A 20,702-nucleotide genomic window follows, 5' to 3' on the forward strand; every position below is an offset into this window, starting at 1 on the left:
TTGCCCTTGGCCCTCTGTTCACTGAATTCAATAAAGTCATTGCCTTGGTTCCCACCTTCACACTTACCCGCAATCTGCAGGATATTAACGCCGAACAATGGAATGGGTTATCGCAAGATCACCCCCTGGTAAGCCATGCATTTCTGCTAGCGCTGGACCAGACGGGGTGCGCGAGCCCGGCGACAGGCTGGGCACCCCACTATTTGCTGCTGCACCGGGGGGACAAACTGGAAGGCGCGATGCCTTTATATGTGAAGTCGCATTCCCGCGGAGAATACGTATTCGATTACGCATGGGCGAGAGCCTTCGAACGCCATGGACTGGCCTATTATCCCAAGCTGTTGTCTGCCATACCTTTTACACCGGTCCCAGGTCCGCGCCTGCTGGCGGCTACACACGACGACCGGGTACGGCTGGCACGCAAAGCCATAGAAATTACCGAGGAAAACGGAATCTCCTCGCTGCATATCCTGTTCCCGTCCGACGAAGACAGGGCGGCCTTGGCGCAGGCCGGCTTCATGTTCAGGGAAAACGTTCAGTTTCATTGGTTCAACAAGGGCTACTGCAACATGGACGACTTCCTTTCCACGCTTAGTCAGCAGAAACGCAAAAAGATCAAACAGGACCGCAAGAAAGCGACCCAAGCCAACATCGACTTCCGCTGGTTGCAAGGAAGACAGATCGACGGCCCGGCGTTAGACTTTTTTTACCGCTGCTATCACCAGACTTATATGGAGCACGGCAACGCCCCGTATTTGAGCAAGGAGTTTTTCAGTGCACTACTAAGCAGCATGCCTCAGAACTTGGCACTCGTAGTGGCAGAACAGCGGGGGCGCCCTATTGCAAGCGCCCTCAACATGCGAAGCAAGACCCGGCTGTTCGGAAGGTATTGGGGAAGCACGCAATACGTACCCGGCCTGCATTTTGAAACGTGCTACATGCAAGCCATCGAATTCTGCATAGAACATGGTGTGCAGGTATTTGAAGGAGGAGCTCAAGGCGAGCACAAGCTGTCGCGCGGCATGCTTCCCGTAAAGACATCGTCGGCGCATTGGATCCGCGACCAGCGTTATGCCCAGGCAATCGCCGATTTCCTTGCCGAGGAAACACCGGCTGTGATGACCTATTTCAATGAACTGCAGGACCACAGCCCTTACAAGAAAGCGCAGGGCCCTACGGACGTATAGTGCGCATTACCAGACAGCAAAGAATAAAACCCAGGCGGCACAATAAGGAACAGTTCCCAGCGCCACGCACAGCAAGACATTCAGACGGGGCACCAGCGACGACGAGCGAGACAAGGTGATGCGCCAAACCAGGCGCAAGCTCCAGAGCATTGCCAAACCGAGCAGGCTGAATCGCAAGGCGCTTGCCCATGCCACGGACACCCCTTCATGTTGAAGCAAGGTCAGCGTCGTCGCCGACAATCCCAGGAATACTCCCGCACCTGCCGCCGGGATCAGACACAGCGCCAGGTCGTGAATACCATGGCTTGCTCCAGCGAGCCGTTCCCCGCCCGACGTACGCTTCATACCAGCAGGGCGCCTCAGCGGCAACGCCTTGTCGGCAGCCCAGAGGCCGACAAAAATCGGGCCTCCCAGACACACCGCGGCAGCCAGTATGAACGACAAGATCACACCGCCATCGAGCCAGCTGAAGCTGTCGTTCACTTCGGGATAGTGCGTAAGGACGAACCATGGAGCGTTTTGTTGCAGCGGCCAATAGATATCGTGGTTGACCAACCAACCAGCGGCCGCCTGCTTCACGGTCACAAACCACGGGCTGGCGCTCCACAGGAAAGCGCCTACCGCCACTCCCATCAGCCCGAATACGATCAATACTGTCTGCCAGCTGTCGCCATTGCCCACCTCCACAATCTCCGCTTCCGGCGACCGTGGCGTCAGCTGAATGGCGCCACGGTAATCGCTGCAGCGCCCGCACATATGGCAATCTGATGCACCGCGCATATGGCGCAAAGGCACCAGAGGTGCGCAATTGATCGTTTCTGTACGGCGCACGGGATGCCGCCAGGCCTCCTCGTCGACCTTATAGTGCCACGGTGCCAGTTTGGCCAGCAGATTGAAAACGCCATTGACTGGGCATAGGTACTTGCACCACACACGCTTGTTGCGTCCGTACATCCAACCCACCAGCATTGCTGCGGCCGTCGAACCGCCCAGGACGACGAGTACCGCCCATGGATACTGATATACGCTGACCAATTGCCCATAGATGGTGGTCAGGGAAAATGCGACAAAAGGCCAGCCGCCCCAGCGCATCCATTTCGGAATCGCCCTGCCCCTCCCACTCCCGCTGGCCCACTCACTAAGCATACCTTCGGGACAGAACCAGCCGCACCACGCACGCCCCATCAAGGGAATGGACACCAGCACGAATGGCCACCAGATTCCCCAGAAGGCAAACTGGGCAAACACCGTAAGATTGTTGAACACCGAGGCAGTCCGTCCCGGAAGGGGCAAGAGTGCGGGGACGATAAGCAGAAACGCGTAGGCGGCCACGATGATCCACTGCAGGCCGCGAAGCCGTCTTGCGTGGTCGCGCAGGAAGTCGGCGAAACGCGGCACCCCGCTTCTCAAGAGGGTCAACATATGGCCGCCTATGCCCTGGCTACAGATGAAAGTGCCGAATGTGCCGGGGACGCCCCGGCTTTCCGCAACAGACGCCACACCACTAGCCAGTACAGCAGCCAGATCAAGACAGTAGAAAGCGCCGGATAAGCACGGTAGCCCGCGAAGTCGGCCAATACCTTGCCCATTCCATGATTCGCATCGAGCAGTTGTGAACTATCCCAGATGGGATCCACGATGACGGGCAAGGCTTCGAGCGAAATAAGGTGATCCAGGCCAGAAACCAGCAGCGAACTGGCCAGCAATAGCAGCAGCGCCTGGGTAAGCTGAAAGAAACGCCTCCAGCTGACCAGCTTTCCGCCCAGCTGGAGCGCCCAGAATGTCATCAGGGCCGCAACAAAGCCCATGGCGCCGCCTAGCGCCAACTGCCAAGCTGGATTCGCCGTGCCGCCCCCTAAAATTGTTCCGTAAAGGAAGACCACCGTTTCGCTTCCTTCGCGCGCCACAGCAATCGTGACCAGAACCAACAAGCCCCACCAATTGGAATCATGCACTTCGCGCGCGGCGCCGCCTTCGAGTTCGCCCTTGAATGAGCGCCCATGGCGCTTCATCCAGTGCACCATCTGGACGACGAGCACGCAGGCAGCCAGGGACATGAAGGCCTGGAACCATTCCTGGCCAGGTTCGGACAACCAGGAAGACACGCCCAAGAGAACCAGCGCCAGTGCAACCGCCAGGCCCAGGCCCGCGGCGACACCGCCCCACAGCCACGGAAGCCCGCGACGTCCGGCTGTGCTGCTGCGCAACCAAGTGAGCAGTATGCCCACCACCAGCAATGCCTCAACGCTTTCGCGCCAGACAATAAAAATGACTTGTTCCATTATTCAGTACCGGAGATCAAGGGTTCGGCAGCACGACCAGGGTACCCCTGGCATCTTGATGAAAATCATCGAAAAAGGGATACTCTGCGGGCCGCGAAATACTCAGGACAACAAAAGACTTCACTCCAGGGCCCAGGACTTTTTCCTTGCGCAGGGGCAGGCTTTCGAACTCCACCGGATCTTTGCTCTGATTGATCAGGACGAGCTTGAATCGCCCTGCGGGAACTTCAATCCGTGGCGGATCAATGGTGCCGTCCGCGGTGAAAGTGATGGTGAATGTGGGAAGGTCATCGGCCAGCGTCGGAGCGACCAGCCCTGCCATCAGCGCCAGAGCAGCGAACCAATATCTGGATGCCGCCATTAATAACCGCCTTTCTTGCCCGTGCCGGCATAGACGAATTGATACTGCACTTCAAATGGCGCGAACCAGGGCGCCACACCGGTTTCCTTGTCGACGTGGCGTCCAAAATGGTTCATTTTTTCGGCTTCCGGAATGCCTACGATAAAAGTGAGGCGGTATTTGCCGGGTCCATCCAATTTGATGTTATCGCCGTAATGCGGTCCGTCGTTGGCGACCATGGGCATCAGCTCACCCTTGTGTATCGTGTCGCTGCCGTTCTTTTGAATCGCATATTGAATCTTCAGATACGGCGCCCACGCGCCTTCCGGCAGGCCGTTTCTGTTGTCGGCGGTCGCGTGGATATCGGCTTCAAGATGAATATCTGAGTTTTTGGCATTGCGCATCATTCCGGGAGGATCCATTTCAATGGGCTGCAAATACACGGCAGCCACCTCCAGGCCATGATGTTCCGCCGGAACCCCTATAGGGTATTCGGCGGCACTGGCAGACAAGGCGAAGCCCGCCCCTAATAAAATTGAAAAGAGTAGTTTATTCATGGCACCGTTATGGGAATTTCGTAAATAGAGATGATTCTCATTATGAGCTCCCTGATCTTACAAGCGTCTGAAACTCCGGCTTTTGATCCAGAACAATTCAAATGGAAGCTGCAGGTTTTAATTGCTTGCGACGGGTCGACGATCGTGACGAAAAAAAACGACCCCATTAGGGCCGTTCAGAAACACGCATGAAGCGCGTACTACTTCTTCTTGTTGTCTGGCGGAGTCGGGACGAAGGGGAACGCGGTGAAAATATTACGAGACTGATCCTGCATCTGGTCTTGCATTTGAACGAACAGATTCTTGCTTTGATCAAGATAGTTGCTCATCATGTTCTGAAGAACGGGGGTCTGGACGTTCATGAATTGCGCCCAGGCTTCGGGCCCGAACTGCGTGCCGTATACCCCTTTTGATTGCTCTGCCATCCGGTTTTGAATATCCATGAAGGCCTGTAGGTTCTTTTCAAGAAAGAGGCCCATCACCCCCTGGGTGGCATGGCCATAAAAGCGGATGATTTGCGAAAGTGCCGTAGGCGAAAACATAGGCACGCCACCACTTTCTTCTTCAAGAATGATTTGCAAGAGTATGCTGCGAGTCAGATCTTCGCCGGATTTGGCATCAATAACCTGGAAGCCTTCGTTATCCAGGACCAGTTGCTTCACATCCGACAAGGTAATGTAACTGCTGGTTTTCGTGTCATACAAGCGCCTGTTCGGATACTTCTTTATCAGACGGACCGAAGCAGCAGTTTGAGTTTGCGTCATAACCTAACCAAGTAAAAACATAACAGCGTTCGCCCGCCTGCCGGCAAACACTGTCAGGGAGGGTAAAGCCCCTGGAAGGGCTTAGCCCATGTGCAAGCCGCCATTCAGTGAAAAATCGGCGCCCGTGGCAAAACCGGAGTCGCCAGACGCCAGCCAGGCCACCATCGAACCGATCTCTTCCGGCGTACCCAGGCGCTTGACCGGAATGGTGGCGACGATCTTTTCGAGAACATCCGGGCGTATTGCCCTGACCATGTCGGTACCTATATAGCCAGGAGATATCGTATTAACCGTTATTCCCTTGTTGGCGACCTCTTGGGCGAGCGCCATGGTGAACCCATGTATGCCAGCCTTGGCTGTGGAATAATTCGTTTGTCCGAACTGCCCCTTCTGGCCGTTTACCGAGCTTATGTTGATAATGCGCCCCCACTGCTGGTCTACCATGCCTTCAATGACCTGTTTTGTCACATTGAACAAGCTGTTCAGATTGGTATCGATGACAGCACGCCAGTCTTCCTGGGACATTTTTCGAAACAGCCCGTCGCGGGTAATACCCGCGTTATTGACCAGGACCGAGACGGGTCCTATTTCGTCCCGAACCTTCTGGAAGGCGTCGACCGTTGAATCCCAGTCGGAAACGTTCCCGACCGAGGCATGAAACTTGTATCCAAGTGCGGCCTGTTCATCGATCCACTGGCCGAAATTACGACTTGGTCCGCAGCCGGCCACGACAGTAAAGCCTTCCTTGGCCAGGCGCTGGCATATGGATGTACCAATGCCGCCCATTCCTCCTGTTACATACGCAACTTTGCCGCTCATTGTGTGCTCCTTTTTTTAAATTTTGGACAGTCGACTAGGACCAGCCTGCCTTGTGGCTTCGCTAGATTGCCTTTATCTTGACGTAGTCGCCGGGTGCCGACTGTAACGGGACATAATGGGCACTTCCCAATTTGGTACGCGCACCGACCATGCTGCCCGAATGCGACGCGAGCCAGGTTGCCCAATCGGGCCACCAGCTGCCCGGGTGCTGGGTTGCGGCATCGAGCCAGGCTTCCGGACCAGGGAATTCTTTTCCGGGCGCCGATTGCGTGTCGTGGGCCCAGTAGTTACGACGCTTCTTGGCCGCAGGATTGATGACGCCGGCGATGTGGCCCGACGCGCCCAGCACGTAGCGGGATGACCCGGACAGCAATCGCGTTGCCGCAAAAGACGTACGCCAAGGCACGATGTGGTCGTCGCGGGAACCGTATATATACGCCGGCATAGCGAGACGGCCCAGATCAATGCCTTGACCATCGACCGTCACGCGGTTTGGCACCTTCAGGTTATTCTCAAGATAGGTATTTCGGAAATACCAAGTGAAGAACGGGCCGGGAAGGTTCGTACCGTCGGCATTCCAGTACAACAGATCGAACGCCTGTGGCGATTCGCCCTTGAGATAGTTGTTGACGACGTAATTCCAGACTAGCTCGTTGGGCCGAAGGAAAGAAAAGGTGGTGCCCAGTTCGCGAGCCGACATAAGGCAGCCATGGCCCAATTGCTGTTCACGCGAGCTGGCGTGCAGTTCGTCGACGAAGACATCGAGCACACCCGTATCGTCGAAATCGAGCAAGGTGGTCAGCAGCGTAAGCGATGCCACCGGGTCGCGACCGTCGGCCAGCGCCAAGGCCAGCGCGGACGCCAGCAACGTGCCGCCCACGCAAAAGCCCAGGGTATTGATCTGCGCCTGTCCCGTGACATCGCTGGCAATATCCACCGCCTGAAGCACACCATGCTTGAGGTAATCGCCCCACGTCGCATCTTTGATGCCGTCGGTGTCCCCGGGCAGCGGGTTGCGCCATGAAATGAGGAACACCGTAAAACCCTGTTCCACCGCATAACGCACGAAGGAGCTTTCGGGCTGAAGGTCGAGTATGTAGTACTTGTTGATGCAAGGCGGCACGATAAGCAGTGGCTTCTGGTACACCTTGTCGGTGAGGGGCGCATACTGGATGAGCTGCATGAGCTCGTTCTGGAATATGACTGAGCCTTCAGTAGCGGCGATGTTCCTGCCTAGTTCGAACTGGGATTCGTCGGATTGGGTAAGACGCCCCTTCTGCATATCGGCCAACAGGTTTTGAATACCGAGAGCGAGTGATTGCCCGTTGGTTTCGAGCAGCTTGCTTTGGACTTCGGGATTGGTGACCAGGAAGTTTGACGGCGACATGGCCTCCACCCACTGCATCACTGAAAAACGAAGACGATTTCTTACGGGTTCGCTCAATTGGGCCGCGTCGACCATTTGATTCATGGCCTTTGCCGAAAGCAGATAGGCGTGGGCAGTGGCGAGATAGCCGGTGTGGGTTTTCCATGCTTCGGAGGCGAAACGCCGGTCTGCCGGTTTTTCGAGCGTGCCCTGCTGCGCGGACGTAATGATACGTAGCCATTCGCGCGAGAAATCGGCCTGTATTTCAGCGAGCTTTTCAGGTGCTACGCTTACCGGACCGGGCCGTTGGGATGGGGACGAAGCACTCAATTTTGACACCTTGCATATATCGACTCTCTGCACCATCTTGTATCCCATTGGGGATGCTGTCAATCAGGGAAAGTCGCTACGCAATTTGGCGTTCTGTCATTGTGATGATTGCGCATCAAGCCAAGCCAAGGTGACAAGCCTGCCCGTCTCGGTTTCGCGCCGGTAGGAATAGAACAAGTCGGGTCGGGAATACGTGCAATGACCACTCAGTTCGATGCTGTCGACACCGGCCCTTTCAAGCCTGTGTCGCGCCAGGGACGGGAGATCCGCCAGCCATTTTTCGCCAGACACTGCCTTGGCGAAAAAACGTCGGGCCTGGTCGTCATGATCGACAAAGGCGGCGTAGACATCGGCGCCAACTTCGAAATGTCGAGGCCCGATGGCCGGTCCGATCCAGGCGCGCCATGAGGCCGCTGACTGGTGACGCTGGTGCAATGCGGCGAGTGTCTGTTCAAGTATGCCAGCGGCAAGACCACGCCATCCGGCATGAGCCACGCCGAGCGCACGACCATCGGTGCTGGCCAATACCACGGGCAGGCAATCTGCTGTCATGATGGCCAGGACGCGACCACGTTGCATGGTGATCGACGCGTCAGCAGTGGGAACGACTGATGGGCTGCCCGGCGACAAATCCATCAGGCTCTGGTCGGCGTCAAGGACTTCACAGCCGTGCACCTGGTTCAGCCATACTGGCTCGCCAGGCAAGAAACGACGCAGCACGTGCCGGTTGGCCTGCACATGCGAAAGGCGGTCTCCGGTGTGCAGTCCGACATTCATCGAAGACCAGGGGCCTTCGCTGACTCCACCTTCACGCGTGCTGCAGAAATAACTGATTCCCGGCCACGGTGTGCCCGAGACCGAAGGGAAAGCCCCATCCGGGCTCACGCCTCCCACGATATGCCTTCCAGCACATGACTGAAGTCGTCGGGCAGGGGTGCATTGAATGAAACCCTGTCGCCAGTGGCCAGGTCGTCGAAACTGAGAGCCTGCGCGTGCAACATCTGGCGCGTCGCGCCGGCGACGAGCTTGCCGCCATACAGCAGGTCGGCCACCAGGGGATGGCGCAGGCTGGTCATATGCACACGAATCTGGTGGGTGCGCCCGGTTTCCAGCTTGCATGCTACTTCAGTCACGGACATATCGTCATTGACGCTGCCGGAACGCAAGGGGGAATAATGGGTGATGGCGGGTTTCGGCGCAATGGGATTGTCGACCGCCATGCGCACTGGCACGCGCGGGTCTCGGCCTATTTCCGCCTTGACGGTGCCCGCCCGATTCAGACGGCCGTGCACCAGCGCCAGGTATTCCCGGCTGACGGTTCTTGCCTGCAACTGACGGATGAGGTATGTTTGCGACTTTTCATGGCGGGCTATCACCAGCAGTCCGGATGTGTCTTTGTCCAGTCTGTGGACAATTCCTGCCCGGGCCACCAGGCTGAGCTCTGGAAAACGGTGAAGCAAGCCATTCAGCAAGGTTCCCCGCCAGTTGCCAGCGCCTGGATGAGTCACCAGGCCGGCTGGCTTGTTCACGACGATCCAGTCGGGACTTTCTGCAACCACGCTGAAATCGACGGGCTCCGGGCTGAATGCCAGGGATTCCGGGGGCTGTTGCTCGAACACGGCAAGCTTGTCGCCAGCATTGACCATCTGCTTGATGCGACCGGGCTGGCCGTTGACCAGGACATGCCCCCCCTCTATCCAGCCCTGCAGCCGGCTGCGTGAATGATCGGGTATAAGCTTGGCCAGCACTTTATCCAACCGTTCTGGAAGGGCCTTGAATGGAAGCTGGAACTCCAGGGGCGCGGCGGGTATTAAACTTTCTTTGGAGATATCTGTGTCAGGCATGGCGACAAATCATATAATCAGCCTGCAATGCTAACACCAAGGATGCTTTTGTGACTCGTCTCGACCTCCAAATATTTCGAATTCCCGGCCTGAAGCGCCTAGGTCAGGCCCTGCTTGTCTTCGCTGCCGCAGGCTTGATTGCCGGTTGCGGAACCGTCAAGACCGAACAAGACCCGACCGCTGGCTGGTCAGCCGACCGCCTTTACCAGGACGCACGCACCGAGATCAGCGCCGGAAACTGGAAAGACGCCCGCAGCCGGCTGGAAGCCGTCGAATCGCGCTACCCGTTTGGCGGCTATGCACAACAATCGCTTATAGACCAGGCCTACATCAACTGGAAGGACGAAGAACCCGAACAGGCGCTGGCGGCAATCGATCGCTTTCAGCAGCAGTACCCCAACCATCCGGGTACGGACTACATGCTGTACCTGAAAGGGTTGATTACGTTCACGCCCCCAAGCGCCGCATTCACGAAGTTCACGCGCCAGGACCCCAGCGAGCGCGATCCCAAGGGCCTGCGCGAATCATACGAGTCGTTCAACGAGCTCATCGAACGCTATCCTGACAGCCGCTATACGGCGGATGCCAAGAAGCGCGTGACGTGGCTGGTGGACACCATCGCCCGCAACGAAGTCCATGTGGCTGAATACTATTACACGCGCGGCGCTTACGTGGCGGCCATCAACCGCGCGCAAACCGTCATCACCGATTTCCAGGGTGTGCCGGTAGCGGAACGGGCGCTATATCTTATATACCTGTCCTACGACAAGCTGGGCATGACCGAACTGCGCGACAACGCCAAGCGCGTGCTGGACCATAACTACCCAGACACCCAGTACTATGAAAAAGGCCTGGAAGAGTCAGTGAACAACTGGAATCCCATCAATTGGTTCTAGAGCCGACTTACTGAACCTATATCGCTTGCGTGGCCTGCTTCTTTTCGATAAAGGCCACGACTTGCGCAGGTTCGCGGGTGCGTGCAAAAGGTGGCAAACCACGCCACAGCAGCTTCCCGTAGGGCTTCTCGACGATACGCGCGTCGCCCACCATCAACACCCCCCAATCCTGCTCTGATCGAATAAGACGTCCCGCACCTTGCTTCAGGGCGATTGCCGCTTCCGGCAACTGGTACTCCATGAACGGGTTCCCTCCTTGAGTGCGGCACAGGTTCAAGCGCGCCTCCAGCACCGGATCGTCAGGCGGGGCAAACGGCAGCTTGTCGATGGCTACCAGCGTTAGCGCATCGCCCGGCACGTCGATGCCCTCCCAGAAGCTGGCGCTGCCAACCAGCACGGCGTTCTTTTCCGCCCTGAATCGTTCCAGCAGCGCACCGCGGGAGCTTTCCCCCTGTCGCAACAGTACGCGTTCAATATCGTGATCTTCGAAATGTTCCTGCAAGAGCTCCGCGATCCGGTCCACGGCGCGCAGCGTGGTGCACAGGACCAGTACGCCTCCTGTCGATGTGCGTATCAGGGGCAGCAAGGCGGCCACGAATTTTTCGTTGAATTCGCGATCGCTGGGTAGCGGCAAGTTTCGCGGCACATACAAAACGCCCTGTCCGGCGTAGTCGAATGGCGAATTCCAGCTTTCTGTCCTGGCTTCCCAAAGCCCCAACTGGCGGAGGAAGTGACCGAAATCGCCATGGACCGACAGCGTTGCGGAAGTGAGCACCCAGGCCTGGTCCTTGCCGCGGTAGCGCGAGAATATCTGTGCGACGGACAACGGAGCACTATGCAGCCGCAAATGATGCAGGCTTTGTTCAACCCAGCGGACTGCCGCCGCAAGCTCTTTGCCGCCAGGCGAACCGTCGGCATTGGGCGGATTGAGCGCGTTGTTTCCCTGCCGGTCGGGCTGACTCCATTGGTACAGCTTGGCGCGTATATCCAGGCAGGTCTTGGCCACCGCGGCGAGATCGGGGTGTTTCTCGCTGACCACCCCCAGCAGTGCCGAGCTGCTATCCAGCACTTGGAGTAGATCTTGCAGCGCGGTGTCGAATTCCGCCGCATTGGGGATGGCCTGGAAAGTGGCCTTGCGACCAGGCATTTTGTCGAGCGCCGCCCCCGCGAGGCGAAGCTGGCGCGCCGCATGTTCGATTTTCTTGCCGACTTCGCTCCAGTTAGTGGATTCACGCGCATGAGCCAGCCCCGCGGCTTCGGCTGCGCGGGACAGGTCCAGCAACTGATGCGACGAAACACTGGAACCCAGGAAACGCGTGGCGATATCGGGCAATTGATGCGCTTCATCGAATACGACCAGTTCGACGGTGGGCAAGAGTTCGGTGATCCCCTCCTCGCGCAGTGCCAGATCGGCCATGAACAAGGCGTGATTGACGACCACAAGGTCCGCGTCCTGCGCCTGGCGACGCGCCTTGAGCACAAAACAATCGCGCACATGAGGACATTCCTGGCCCAGGCAATTTTCTCGCGTCGAGGTGACGCGATTCCAGATATCGGCATCTTCGGGCACTTGAACCAGATCGCTTTTGTCGCCTGTTTTGGTCTGTTGTGCAAAGACCTGTATATGACGCAACTGACTTATTTCGGCGCGTGATTTCAGCGCACGATCGTCACCTGACAAGCGTTCCAGGTGATAAGGGCAGACATAATTGCCACGGCCCTTCAGGAGCGCCACATTGATAGGCATGGCCAGTGCCTTGCGCAAGCGCGGCAAATCACGGCGGAACAACTGGTCCTGCAATGTACGGGTACCCGTGGAAACCAGCACTTTGCTGCCGCTGAGAAACGCGGGCACCAGGTACGCCCACGTCTTGCCGGTTCCGGTGCCCGCCTCGGCGATCAGGATGGAATGGTCACGCAAGGTTTCCTCGATTGCCTGGGCCAATTCGAGTTGTGCCTGCCGCGGACGGTAGTCGGGCATAGCTTTGGCAATAGGCCCGTCGGGGGCAAAGATATCAGAGAGTTCTTGCAGGAGCATTGAGGGTAAATACGGAAACTATCCGCATGATTGGGGTACGGAAAAGGGGTAAAGTCCCCGGAGAGGAGAGCCACCTGTGATGATACCCGCGTATTTTCGGCTACGCTGTCGGCTTGTGGCAAAATTCGCCGCACGACTTATGTTTTTATTATGGACTCATGACTGATACCTCTGTGCAAGCCAAACCCGCCTCTGTCGTACAAGCAGCGGATCCCGCCCGTATCATTGCCTTGCTGGCCGCCGAACTCAATGTTCGGGCAGCGCAGGTTGCCGCCACGGTAGAACTGCTCGATGACGGCGCGACCGTTCCATTCATTGCTCGTTACCGTAAAGAAGCCACCGGGGGCCTGGACGATACCGTGCTGCGCAATCTCGAACTCCGCCTCTCGTATGTGCGCGAACTTGAATCCCGGCGTCTGGCCATCCTGGAGTCCATCGAGCAACAGGGCAAGCTGAGCGAAGCCTTGCACAAGGAAATCAACGCCGCCGATACCAAGCAGCGACTCGAGGACTTGTATGCGCCCTACAAGCCCAAGCGACGCACGCGCGCGCAAATAGCCCGTGAAGCCGGCCTCGAACCGCTGGTCGATGCCATAATCGCCGACCCCGGCTGCGACCCGAATGTGCTCGCCGCCAGCTATCTCAATGCGGAAGCTTCCATCAACGATGCCAAGGCGGCGCTGGACGGCGCGCGCGACATACTTGCAGAGCGATACGCCGAGAACGCGGATCTGCTGGCCAACATGCGCGACTATTTATGGAGCACAGGACTTTTGTATTCCAAGGTGGTCGAGGGCAAGGAAAACGAAGGCGACAACTTCCGCGACTGGTTCGACTTCAGCGAACCGCTGCGAATGCTGCCTTCGCATCGCATCCTGGCCATGCTTCGCGGACGACAGCAAGGAGCCTTGGACATCCGCCTCGGTCTAGAGGCCGAGCTCGAATCGCAAACACCTCACCCCTGCGTGGCCAGGATCGCCGACTTCCTCAATGTGCAGGCCGGCTTCGACGCGCAAGCCCTTCCCCGGGCGCGCTGGCTGGGCGAAGTATGCCGCTGGACATGGCGCGTGAAGCTCCTGACGGCCTTCGAGTCCGAGCTCATAGGACGCTTGCGCGAAACGGCCGAGCAAGAAGCAATACGCGTGTTCGCAGCGAATCTGAAAGACTTGCTGCTGGCCGCCCCGGCCGGTCCAAAGTCGGTGCTGGGGCTGGATCCAGGCATACGCACGGGAGTCAAGGCGGCCGCTATCGATGCCACCGGCAAAGTACTCGATACCGCGACCATTTATCCTTTCGAGCCGCGACGCGACCGTGACGGCAGCATCAAGACGCTGGCCGCGCTGGTCGTAAAGCACAAGGTTGAGCTCGTTGCCATCGGCAATGGCACTGCCTCGCGCGAAACCGAAAAACTTGTCATCGACATGATGGAGAAATATCCCGCCATCGCCCTGATACGCGTCATGGTCTCGGAAGCGGGAGCATCCGTGTATTCCGCGTCCGAATTGGCCGCCCACGAGTTTCCCGATCTCGATGTCACGTTGCGCGGCGCGGTATCCATCGCCCGGCGCTTGCAGGACCCGCTGGCAGAACTGGTCAAGATCGAACCCAAGGCAATTGGCGTCGGGCAATACCAGCACGATGTCAACCAGCGCGAGCTCGCACGGTCGCTCGACGCCGTTATCGAAGACTGCGTGAATGCGGTTGGCGTCGATGTCAATACGGCGTCGGCACCGTTGCTTACGCGGGTGTCCGGCCTCAGTGCCCTCCTGGCCAAGAATATTGTCAGCTGGCGCGATCAGAATGGCGCATTTTCCAGTCGCAAGGGACTGCTCAAAGTTCCGCGTTTTGGCGACAAGGCGTTCGAGCAGGCAGCGGGATTCCTGCGCGTACCCGACGGCGACAATCCATTGGATGCGTCGTCCGTACATCCCGAGGCCTACCCTGTCGTTGAGCGCATACTGGCAAAGATCAATGCCGAGGCCAGACAGATCATGGGACAGCAAGGCGCATTGAAAGGCATCTCGCCGTCCGAATTCACCGATGAGCGTTTCGGACTTCCCACCGTCAAAGACATTTTTGCTGAACTGGAGAAGCCCGGGCGCGACCCTCGTCCGGAATTCAAGACGGCGCAATTCAAGGAAGGCGTCAACACCATCAACGACCTTCACACCGGCATGATCCTGGAAGGCGTGGTCACCAATGTGGCCAACTTCGGAGCATTCATCGACATCGGGGTACACCAGGACGGACTGGTTCATATTTCCGCCTTGTCCGATACCTTCATCAAGGATCCACGCGATGTGGTGCGGGTCGGACAAACTGTCAAGGTCAAGGTCCAGGAAGTAGACGCTGCGCGTAAGCGCATTGGCCTCACAATGCGCTTAAACGACGAGGCCGCTCCGGTGCGCCGCGCAGCGCCCGATCGACGCCCAGGCACCGGCCCTGCGCCCCGCCACGCCCAGCCAAGAAACGCATCAGAGCCCGTCGCTACGGGCGCCATGGCCGCCGCTTTTGCCAAACTCCGGAAATAATCCCTATGACTATCGAATCCGATACTTATCCGCAAAAGCTCGGCACGCTTATCGGCCTGCTTTCCTGTGACGATCTCGATGAACACGAGACATCCCGCATCGTCAACATCTGTCTTCAGGCCAGGACCGACGCCGTCAAGACACTTAAGGAGAATTATGGGGCCGACGCGGCCAAGGTGGCTGAATATGATCCCGAGGGAGTGGGTTCCTTTATCATTTTTGTCGAACTCGAGGACTACTTTGCGGTGGCCGACACGGTAGACGAGCTCTACGAGCAGATCGTGGATTCCTTCGAGCATCCGGCGCTTCCTGAATATCCTTACGACAACAACAATTTCGAGACCATCACCGACTTCTACCACTGGGTGGACCAGCAGTTGCAAACTCATCATGAAAAGTACAGCTTGATTAGTTTCGGCGAGAGCTACACACACGATTTCCAGGTCATCCTGGTCTACCGGGATAAAACTTCCGACATTCTCTCTTTATGTCAGGAACTGGGATTACAGGCACAACGCTGCGAATGACGGTCATCCAGCCGGGATGGCCGGTGTATGTTTCACACGGATATGCGCGACATGGATACCTTCTTTCACCCAGAACAGTTGCTGCATCATCCACGGACCTATCTTTCGCGTGGGCAGATGCGCATACCCCAGGAAATACCAGACCGCGCCGTACGCATGGTGCAAGCGGTAAGGACTCTGGGCTATCCGATAATCCAGCCGCATGATTCCGGAATGCTGCCCTTACTGGACGTGCACGGCATCAGTTATCTGCGCTTTCTGGAAGGCGCACACCGACGCTGGAAGCTCTTGCCATCGGATTGGGGCGACGAGGTGATTTCAAATATCTATGTGCGCGAACCTAATGCCTTGCGAGGAGTATTGGCTGAAGCTGCCCGCTACCTGGCCGACGGTAGCTGTCCCGTCGGCGAGTCTACCTGGCGTTCGGCATATTGGTCGGCCCAAAGCGCGGTGGCGGCCGCCCACGCACTGCTGGAAGGAAAGGGTGCCGCGTATGCGCTCTGCCGACCGCCGGGCCACCATGCCCGCGCAGAAGCCGCCGGAGGCTTCTGCTATCTGAACAACGCCGCGATTGCGGCACAAGTGTTGCACCAGAAATATAAACGCATCGTTGTGCTCGATACTGACATGCATCATGGACAAGGCATACAAGAGATATTCTACGACAGAGACGATATGTTCTATATCTCCATACACGGCGATCCGACGAACTTCTATCCCGCCGTTACCGGCTTTGACGATGAACGTGGCTCAGGAAAAGGCGTGGGTTACAACCTGAACCTGCCCATGCCGCACGGCTCGGCCGAGCACGTATTCTTTGAGCGGCTGCAAGAATCCATTGCCGCGATACGCGGCTTCGAACCGGAGGCCCTGGTGCTTGCCTTGGGATTCGACATTTACAAAGAAGACCCTCAGGCCCAGGTTGCGGTGTCAACCGAAGGGTTCCACCGCCTTGCCAGTGTTGTCAGGCAGCTGAATCTTCCCACCCTGGTTGTGCAGGAAGGCGGTTATCACCTCGAAACGCTGGAGATCAACCTGGCCAGCTTCTTCAATGGAATGAACGGTCAGGCCTGATCCCCGCGCAGGCTGTCAATGGCCTGGGTCACCGACTCAAGTTTGGTGGACGGAAAGCGCAGAGCCACCGTCCCGTCTATATCCACAAGCATCGTCCCGCTCTCGTCCCTGAGCAGGGTTGCGAGCGGCGTTTCCTGCAACACCCGGGTCAGCGCGCCGGTCGCCTTGGGATTATCGAAGGGTTCGGACAGTAGCAACTCATGGCCATCCGCTCCCAACAGGCGAAAACGGAATTTTCCATCCTCGTCACGGAAACTCACGAAACGTGCCCGCTTGCCAGCGGGTTTCTTTTCGCCTACTGACTTGGCAGGACGTGCCACGACTGCCGTACGCAGGCCCACGGCTTCACGCAGACGCGCCATGAACGGGCGCGACAGCGCGCGCGCTTTGGCAGCACCAACTTGCAGAATATCTTCAATACGTTCAGGATGAGCCATGAGGTCGGCGTAGCGATCGCGCATGGGAGCCAGGTCTTGCTCGATTCGATCCGACAACAATTCCTTGGCATCGCCCCAACCGAGGCCGGCCTGGAGTTGTTCACGAAAGATCCTGGATTCAGCGGGGGTCGCAAAAGCCCGGTACAGCATATACAAGTGCGAACCATCCGCGTCTTTCGGCTGCCCAGGCTCAAGCGAATCCGTCACGATACGCTTCACAGCGCTGCGCAAAGCCTTGGAGCCGCCTTCAAACAACGGTATGGTGTTGTCATAGCTTTTGGACATCTTGCGGCCGTCAAGGCCCGGCAGCGTCGCGACGTCGTCGTCGATCTGCACTTCCGGCAACACAAACAAGTCGGTGCCCTGTCCATACAGATTATTGAAACGCTGAGCGATGTCGCGCGTCATCTCGAGGTGTTGAATCTGGTCGCGCCCCACGGGCACCCTGTGGGCATTGAACAACAGGATATCCGCCGCCATCAGTATGGGGTAGGAAAACAGTCCCATAGTGATGCCATCATCGGGCTCGGCCTGCCTCGCGATATTCTGGTCGACGGAGGCCTTGTAGGCATGGGCGCGGTTCATCAGGCCTTTTGCCGTGACACAGGTAAGCATCCAGCACAGCTCGGGAATCTCGGGGATGTCAGACTGGCGGTAGAAGGTGACTTTATCGGGATCCAGTCCCGCCGCTATCCACGTGGCGGCTATCTCGAGACGGGAGCGGGCAATACGCTGCGGATCATCGCATTTTATGAGCGCATGGTAGTCGGCCATGAAATAAAAGGCATCCACCTCCGGCAGATTGCTGGCTTGTACCGACGGTCGAATGGCGCCGGCATAGTTGCCCAGATGGGGAGTTCCGGAAGTCGTAATGCCGGTTAATACGCGGGTATTCATAAATTTCTTGATTCAGACAGGTTGCAGGAGGGAGTGCCGCGATCGTGAGCTTCCCGGCATCTTACAGCGTGGCGGCTTCGCGCCGATCGGACTCTAGGTATTCGCGCGACTGCATCTCCATGATGCGTGACACCGTGCGGTGAAATTCATTCGCCATGGGGCCTTCTGTGTAGAGTTCGTCGGCCTCGCATTCGGCGGACATGATGAGCTTAACCTTGTGATCGTAGAACACATCGATCAACCACGTAAAGCGGCGCGCTTCGGAGGCATGGCGCGCGCTCATGCGCGGCACGTCCGACAATATAACCGTATGAAAGCGGCTCGCCAGATCCAGATAGTCGTTCTGTGATCGCGGACCGCCACACAAGGTCGCAAAATCAAACCAGACTATGCTTCCACCCAGGGCGATCGCCTTGAGTTGCCGGTGTTCAACCGTGAGCACCGGCTTCATGGCTGCGGTGTCGAGCAGACGGTTGAAGTCGGCTTCCAGTTCTTTATTGGTCTGAGGCGTGATTGGGGTCAGATACATGCGCACCTGCTCGAGCGCACGGCGCCGATAGTCGACGCCGGTATCTACATTGAGTATGTCCATTCTTTCTTGCAGCAACTTTATTGCAGGCAGGATGCGATCGCGGTGCAAGCCGTCGGGATACAGCGTGGAAGGTTCATAATTCGAGGTCATGACGAATGACGTGCCGTTTTCAAATAATTTGAGCAATAGACGGTAGAGAATCATGGCGTCAGCCACATCCGATACGTGGAACTCATCGAAGCAAATAAGGCGATAGCGCTTGGCAATGCGTCGCGCCACCTCGTCCAGCGGGTCCTGCTGCCCGCGTACTTCACCCAGCTCGCGATGCACTCCGCGCATGAACTCATGAAAATGCAGGCGCACCTTGCGCTTGACCGGAACGGTAAGGTAGAAGGCGTCCATCAAGAAACTCTTGCCGCGCCCTACTCCGCCCCAAAGGTAGACCCCCCTGGGCACATCCGGCCGGCGAAATATTTTTTTAAATGAAGTGGATCGCGCGTTCTTGAATGCCACCCATTCGTCAAAATACACTTGCAGGCGCTCAATGGCTGCCAGCTGTGCTTCATCGCATCGATAACCGCGCTCGTCGAGCGCCTGGTGGTAATACTCTAGGACATTCATTAAACGGACTCGTATAACGATGAAGGGCAGGTCAAACGCCCGCCCCTCATCTGTTCATGCTGCGCGTAAATCGTTGATCAGAAATTCAACGTGCGCTTGTCAACTGCCAGGGCCGCTTCTTTCATGGCTTCGGACAGGGTTGGATGAGCGTGGCAAATGCGCGCGATGTCTTCCGCCGCACCACGGAATTCCATGATGGTGACAGCTTCGGAGATGAGTTCGGACGCCTGGGGACCGATGATGTGGACGCCCAGTACCTCGTCGGTCTTGGCGTCAGCCAGAATCTTGACAAATCCGGTGGTGTCGCCCAGGGCGCGTGCGCGTCCGTTGGCCATGAAGGGGAAACTACCCGCTTTGTAGTCGCGCCCTTCGGTCTTGAGTTGCTGCTCGTTCTTGCCGACCCAGGCAATTTCCGGAGATGTATAGATGACGAACGGAATGGTGCCGAAGTTGACATGACCGTGCTGCCCGGCAATACGCTCGGCCACCGCGACGCCTTCTTCCTCGGCCTTGTGGGCCAGCATCGGACCGCGCACCACGTCGCCGACCGCCCAGACATTCGGCAGGTTGGTCCTGCAATCGTCGTCGACAACAATGAAGCCGCGCTCGTCCAGCTTGAGGCCGACGGTATCCACGCCCAGTCCCGAGACATTCGGCACCCGGCCAATAGAGACGATAAGGCGGTCGACCACCAGTTTCTGTTCGGCGCCCGAGGCGTCGGTATAAGGCACCGTGACGGATTTGGCGGCCGTCTTGACTTCACCGATCTTGACGCCCGTATGGATGGCGAGCCCCTGCTTGGCAAATGCCTTCTGGGCTTCCTTGGCCACCTGCTGGTCGGCAACGGCCAGGAACTCGGGCATTGCCTCAAGTATGGTGACTTCAGCGCCCAGGCGACGCCATACGCTGCCCAGTTCCAGTCCAATCACCCCTGCGCCGATTACTCCCAGTTTCTTGGGTACCGCTGGGATGCGCAAGGCGCCATCGTTGGACAGGATCTGCGTTTCGTCGAACGGAAGGCCGGGCAAGGCTCGCGGCGAGGAACCGGTGGCCACGATTACGTGCTTGGCAACCAGGTCCTCATCGACAGTGCCGGACACCTTGATGGACCAGCCGCCGTCAACGTGAGCCAGGAATGATCCTGTGCCGTGGAAGTACGTGATTTTGTTCTTTTTGAACAGATACAAAATGCCGTCGTTGTTTTGCTTGACGACGGTATCCTTGCGGCCGACCAGGGTATCGAGCTTGAGCTCGACGCCCTTGATCTCGATGCCGTGCTCGGCAAAGTGATGATTGGCCTGCTCGTAATGCTCGGAAGACTGCAACAACGCTTTGGACGGAATGCAACCCACGTTGGTGCATGTGCCACCGGGAGCCGGTTTGCCATCCACCGTGCTCCAGGCATCAATACATGCCACGCTCTGGCCCAACTGAGCAGCACGAATTGCAGCAATATAGCCGCCTGGACCAGCACCGATGACGACGACGTCAAATTGTTTAGCCATTATTTTCTCGATCTAGATAATGTTGGCGCGAACCGCCCGAAGGATTCGCAAGTAGCGGGGAAGCGGGGGCATTGCCACGTAACGCTTCCACGACGAAAAACCAAAAGGAAAAAAATGGCCGGCGTGTCCTGCACGAGGAGCGCCAGCCGGTTTTC

18 protein-coding genes are annotated in these 20,702 nt (G+C 57.6%); 5 read left to right on the plus strand and 13 right to left on the minus strand.

From position 1 onward, the window contains the following. The first annotated feature begins 44 nt into the window (after nt 1-44). Nucleotides 45-1,187, plus strand: a complete 1,143-nt coding sequence (locus CR155_RS02820; protein ID WP_102068486.1) for a GNAT family N-acetyltransferase — start codon at nt 45-47, stop codon at nt 1,185-1,187. A 6-nt stretch (nt 1,188-1,193) separates the two neighbouring features. Here CR155_RS02820 and CR155_RS02825 read toward each other — a convergent pair whose 3' ends face one another. The 9 genes from CR155_RS02825 to CR155_RS02865 all read right to left on the minus strand — a co-directional run bounded on the left by CR155_RS02825 (nt 1,194) and on the right by CR155_RS02865 (nt 9,489). Then, nucleotides 1,194-2,609, minus strand: coding sequence for a 4Fe-4S binding protein (locus tag CR155_RS02825; RefSeq protein WP_102068487.1), 1,416 nt, complete (start codon nt 2,607-2,609; stop codon nt 1,194-1,196). 8 nt (nt 2,610-2,617) lie between these two features. Continuing rightward, nucleotides 2,618-3,469, minus strand: coding sequence for an FTR1 family iron permease (locus CR155_RS02830; protein ID WP_102068488.1), 852 nt, complete (start codon nt 3,467-3,469; stop codon nt 2,618-2,620). Between the two features lie 16 nt (nt 3,470-3,485). Further along, nucleotides 3,486-3,830, minus strand: coding sequence for a cupredoxin domain-containing protein (locus CR155_RS02835; RefSeq protein ID WP_102068489.1), 345 nt, complete (start codon nt 3,828-3,830; stop codon nt 3,486-3,488). Beyond that, on the minus strand, nt 3,830-4,366 hold the full coding sequence (locus CR155_RS02840; RefSeq protein WP_102068490.1) for an iron transporter: 537 nt from the start codon (nt 4,364-4,366) through the stop codon (nt 3,830-3,832). Before CR155_RS02840 ends, CR155_RS02835 begins: the two co-directional genes overlap by 1 nt. Nucleotides 4,367-4,566: 200 nt before the next feature. Next, the gene (gene phaR / locus CR155_RS02845) at nt 4,567-5,130 is read right to left on the minus strand and encodes a polyhydroxyalkanoate synthesis repressor PhaR (protein WP_102068491.1); all 564 of its coding nucleotides are present in this window, start codon (nt 5,128-5,130) and stop codon (nt 4,567-4,569) included. Nucleotides 5,131-5,211: 81 nt separating this feature from the next. Next, nucleotides 5,212-5,949 carry an acetoacetyl-CoA reductase gene (gene phbB / locus CR155_RS02850; protein ID WP_102068492.1) on the minus strand — a complete coding sequence of 246 codons (738 nt, stop codon included), beginning with the start codon at nt 5,947-5,949 and terminating at the stop codon, nt 5,212-5,214. A 61-nt stretch (nt 5,950-6,010) separates the two neighbouring features. Then, a complete protein-coding gene (locus tag CR155_RS02855) occupies nt 6,011-7,645 on the minus strand; it encodes a PHA/PHB synthase family protein (protein WP_233213859.1) in 1,635 nt (544 codons plus the stop codon). A 96-nt stretch (nt 7,646-7,741) separates the two neighbouring features. Beyond that, the gene (gene pgeF / locus CR155_RS02860; protein WP_233213860.1) at nt 7,742-8,539 is read right to left on the minus strand and encodes a peptidoglycan editing factor PgeF; all 798 of its coding nucleotides are present in this window, start codon (nt 8,537-8,539) and stop codon (nt 7,742-7,744) included. Further along, the gene (locus CR155_RS02865; protein WP_102068494.1) at nt 8,527-9,489 is read right to left on the minus strand and encodes an RluA family pseudouridine synthase; all 963 of its coding nucleotides are present in this window, start codon (nt 9,487-9,489) and stop codon (nt 8,527-8,529) included. Before CR155_RS02865 ends, pgeF begins: the two co-directional genes overlap by 13 nt. An 80-nt stretch (nt 9,490-9,569) precedes the next feature. Here CR155_RS02865 and CR155_RS02870 point away from each other — a divergent pair, with 80 nt between their 5' ends. Then, entirely contained in the window at nt 9,570-10,385 is an 816-nt protein-coding gene (locus CR155_RS02870; protein WP_102068784.1) for an outer membrane protein assembly factor BamD, read from the plus strand. 16 nt (nt 10,386-10,401) lie between these two features. On the opposite strand, the gene yoaA is transcribed toward CR155_RS02870, so the two are convergent. Beyond that, nucleotides 10,402-12,423, minus strand: a complete 2,022-nt coding sequence (gene yoaA / locus CR155_RS02875) for a DNA repair helicase YoaA (RefSeq protein WP_102068495.1) — start codon at nt 12,421-12,423, stop codon at nt 10,402-10,404. Nucleotides 12,424-12,581: 158 nt separating this feature from the next. Here yoaA and CR155_RS02880 point away from each other — a divergent pair, with 158 nt between their 5' ends. The 3 genes from CR155_RS02880 to CR155_RS02890 are packed head-to-tail and all read left to right on the plus strand — an operon-like array spanning nt 12,582 to nt 16,555. Next, the gene (locus CR155_RS02880) at nt 12,582-14,954 is read left to right on the plus strand and encodes a Tex family protein (RefSeq protein WP_102068496.1); all 2,373 of its coding nucleotides are present in this window, start codon (nt 12,582-12,584) and stop codon (nt 14,952-14,954) included. Between the two features lie 5 nt (nt 14,955-14,959). Continuing rightward, a complete protein-coding gene (locus CR155_RS02885) occupies nt 14,960-15,481 on the plus strand; it encodes a hypothetical protein (RefSeq protein ID WP_102068497.1) in 522 nt (173 codons plus the stop codon). 51 nt (nt 15,482-15,532) lie between these two features. Next, a complete protein-coding gene (locus CR155_RS02890; RefSeq protein WP_102068785.1) occupies nt 15,533-16,555 on the plus strand; it encodes a histone deacetylase family protein in 1,023 nt (340 codons plus the stop codon). On the opposite strand, the gene CR155_RS02895 is transcribed toward CR155_RS02890, so the two are convergent. The 3 genes from CR155_RS02895 to lpdA form a co-directional block, all read right to left on the minus strand. Further along, nucleotides 16,546-17,889, minus strand: a complete 1,344-nt coding sequence (locus CR155_RS02895) for a tryptophan--tRNA ligase (RefSeq protein WP_102068498.1) — start codon at nt 17,887-17,889, stop codon at nt 16,546-16,548. The genes CR155_RS02890 and CR155_RS02895 overlap by 10 nt on opposite strands. A gap of 61 nt (nt 17,890-17,950) precedes the next feature. Continuing rightward, entirely contained in the window at nt 17,951-19,042 is a 1,092-nt protein-coding gene (gene zapE, locus CR155_RS02900; protein ID WP_102068499.1) for a cell division protein ZapE, read from the minus strand. Nucleotides 19,043-19,119: 77 nt separating this feature from the next. After that, nucleotides 19,120-20,547, minus strand: a complete 1,428-nt coding sequence (lpdA, locus tag CR155_RS02905; RefSeq protein ID WP_102068500.1) for a dihydrolipoyl dehydrogenase — start codon at nt 20,545-20,547, stop codon at nt 19,120-19,122. Between the last annotated feature and the right edge of the window lie 155 nt (nt 20,548-20,702).

This window comes from Pollutimonas nitritireducens (assembly GCF_002849615.1).
Lineage (GTDB): Bacteria > Pseudomonadota > Gammaproteobacteria > Burkholderiales > Burkholderiaceae_B > Pollutimonas > Pollutimonas nitritireducens.